The organism is Roseburia sp. OF03-24 (assembly GCF_003463035.1).
Taxonomy (GTDB): Bacteria; Bacillota; Clostridia; order Lachnospirales; family Lachnospiraceae; genus Roseburia; species Roseburia rectibacter.
The window spans coordinates 86,546-88,979 of sequence record NZ_QSCK01000017.1 but is presented as its reverse complement, the minus strand read 5'-3'; the positions used below and the strand labels follow the sequence as shown (position 1 = coordinate 88,979).

Genomic DNA, 2,434 nt, shown 5'->3' with positions numbered 1-2,434 from the left:
CATGGAATACTTATTGAGTCGAGTTAATTAAAAACATTTATACTAGGAAAGAAATTTATGAAACAGAGCTGCCACACAGGGCGGTGGCGGTCTATCTGTATCTGGAGACTCGTGCGGACAGGGAGAGGACATGCTATCCGGCAATCGGTACCATTGCCAGAGAGCTGCACCTGTCTGTAAGTACGGTCAAGCGTGCAATCCGCGATCTGGAGTGTGCAGGATTTATACAGAAAAAGCAGAGATGGCGTGAAAATGGAGGAAAGAGCAGCCTGCTCTATGAAATCATAAAATAGGCACAAAGGGATTACTGCGCCGGTCAGGTGGACTATGGTATGGTTCACCGTGGCCTGTGCAGGGAACTTTTCACTTTAAGGGGGAAGGACAGAGAAAAGAAAATACAGTTGGCGATATGAAACATCAATATTTTTTTGGAAAAAACTAAGAATTGAAGTATTATCAGATGGATCATGTGGGGGATTCATAAAGTAGTGGTATCAACATGACGATATAGAAAATGCAGGGAAGCATTGTATTTCAAAGAGTTTGAGATACAGTGCTTCTGCGTTTCTATAGGAGATAGTCGTTCTATGCGCAAAATAGTCATTTGATGCAGAGAATGATCGAGTGAAAGATTTGTTTGATATAATAAAGAGTGCTAGGTGAGACTTGTATGGTTTACAGGTATGAGAGCAATCAAAGACAGGAATGAAAAATATGAACATTATTATTTGTGATGACAGGATAGATGACAGAAAAAATTTGTCAGATTTGCTGTCAGACTATGGTGAAAAAAAGAATTATGAGTTTACTATTACAGAATATGAATCCGGAGAACAGTTATGCGAAGAACAATCGGCTTTGGAAGCGTGTCAGCTATTATTTCTGGATATCAATATGCAGGGGATGGATGGACTGAAAACAGCTATGAGGATTAAAGAAAAATATCCAAAACTTCCGGTTGTGCTGGTGACGGCATACATGAATTACGCACTGGATGGATATAAGGTGAAAGCAAGCCGTTTTCTGCTGAAAGATAACCTTGCAGATACTATAGAAGAATGTATGGATGATTTGATAGCAGAAATTAATAAAAACCGTAGGATTCTCGAATTTCGTTTTGTGGAAGGAACGATAAAACTTTATGCAGATGACATCATTTATATAGAAACAGAGCTTCACAAAAATGTATTTTATACAGAAAAAGGGACATTTCAGATTTATAAAAAACTGGATGAACTAGAAAATGAATTCAAGGATATGGGATTCGTGCGGGCACATCTAAGTTTTCTTGTAAATATGAGGTACATCACAAAAATCAGCGGTTATGTGATGACACTTACCACGGGAAAAAAGATTCCGGTTCCCAAGGCACGATATGCACAGGTAAAGAGGGAATATATGCTGTATAAGGGAGAAGAATAACATGACATTCTGGGTATTGACATTTATTGCGGAAATGCTGGAAGTAAAAGGAACGCTATACTTTTTTGATACTTTTATGGAAAAAAGAGATGGCGGATATAGGAACAGATATAGATTTTTTGTTTATTGCGGAGTGCTTTATCTGGTAGCAGTCACAGGGGCATGGATCGGAATGTTAAAATGTATCCCGATTATACTGGTTATGTCTTTCCTGAATCTGGCTTATTATGAAGTTTCCTTCCGGCAGAGTTTTTTGTTTTCAATCATCAACTATACAATGCTTGTATTGATTGATTATGTGACTGTTTTGCTGGGAAGAGGAGGTTCAATCCAAGAAAAATGGTTTTTACAGGCACTGATATCAAAGACGGTTTTTATCATTCTGATGTTGTTTATCAGAAGATTTAGCAAGACAAGAAAAAGCTGCGGTCTGATTACAGGAAAAGAATGGTTACAGTTTTTCTGTGTTCCTGTATTTACGGTGGTCGGTTTCATTCTTATGTTTTATTCAGAAAACGATGATATGCAGAATGTATTTTTATTTCTTTCGGTGGGACTGGTTGCGATTAACCTTATCCTTATGGAGTTCATGCAGAATACCATTGAAAAAGAAGAGAGAATAAAAATTGCGGTACTTACGGAACAAAATCAGAAAAATCGTATTGCAGATTATCAGGACCGGGAAGAAATCTATGAGCGTCAGCGAAGAAAAATGCACGATTATAAAAATCAGCTTTCTACGATCCAAACGTTGATAAAGAATGGACACACAGATGAGGCACTTTCATTTACGCAGAAGCTGACAGAGAGCATAGCTGTCGAGATGTCGGCAATCAACACAAATCATCCGGTGGTCAATGCTGTTTTAAACCAGAAGTACCGCAGCATGCAGGAGAAACACATAGCGGTTATCCTGAAAGTAGGGGATCTGCAGGAGATCTGTCTGGAGGAGGAAGAGATTGTGATTCTGCTCTCTAATTTATTGGATAATGCAATCCGGGAGAGTGAAAAG

Annotated in this window: 3 protein-coding genes; all 3 read left to right on the top strand. The window is 38.6% G+C overall.

All coding sequences use genetic code 11. The features are described from left to right. Positions 1 to 35 precede the first annotated feature (35 nt). Positions 36 to 293: a helix-turn-helix domain-containing protein gene (locus DXA60_RS10505; protein ID WP_117921155.1), complete on the top strand. Its 258-nt coding sequence runs from the start codon at positions 36 to 38 to the stop codon at positions 291 to 293. A gap of 421 nt (positions 294 to 714) precedes the next feature. Further along, positions 715 to 1,422, top strand: coding sequence for a LytR/AlgR family response regulator transcription factor (locus DXA60_RS10500; protein ID WP_227701584.1), 708 nt, complete (start codon positions 715 to 717; stop codon positions 1,420 to 1,422). A 1-nt stretch (position 1,423) separates the two neighbouring features. After that, positions 1,424 to 2,434: ATP-binding protein (locus DXA60_RS10495; RefSeq protein ID WP_243006849.1), on the top strand; the 1,011-nt coding region annotated here is incomplete at its 3' end.

Excerpts from the sequence above, each read along its gene's own strand:
- DXA60_RS10500 (WP_227701584.1), top strand. The coding sequence starts at position 715 with ATGAACATTATTATTTGTGATGACAGGATAGATGACAGAAAAAATTTG.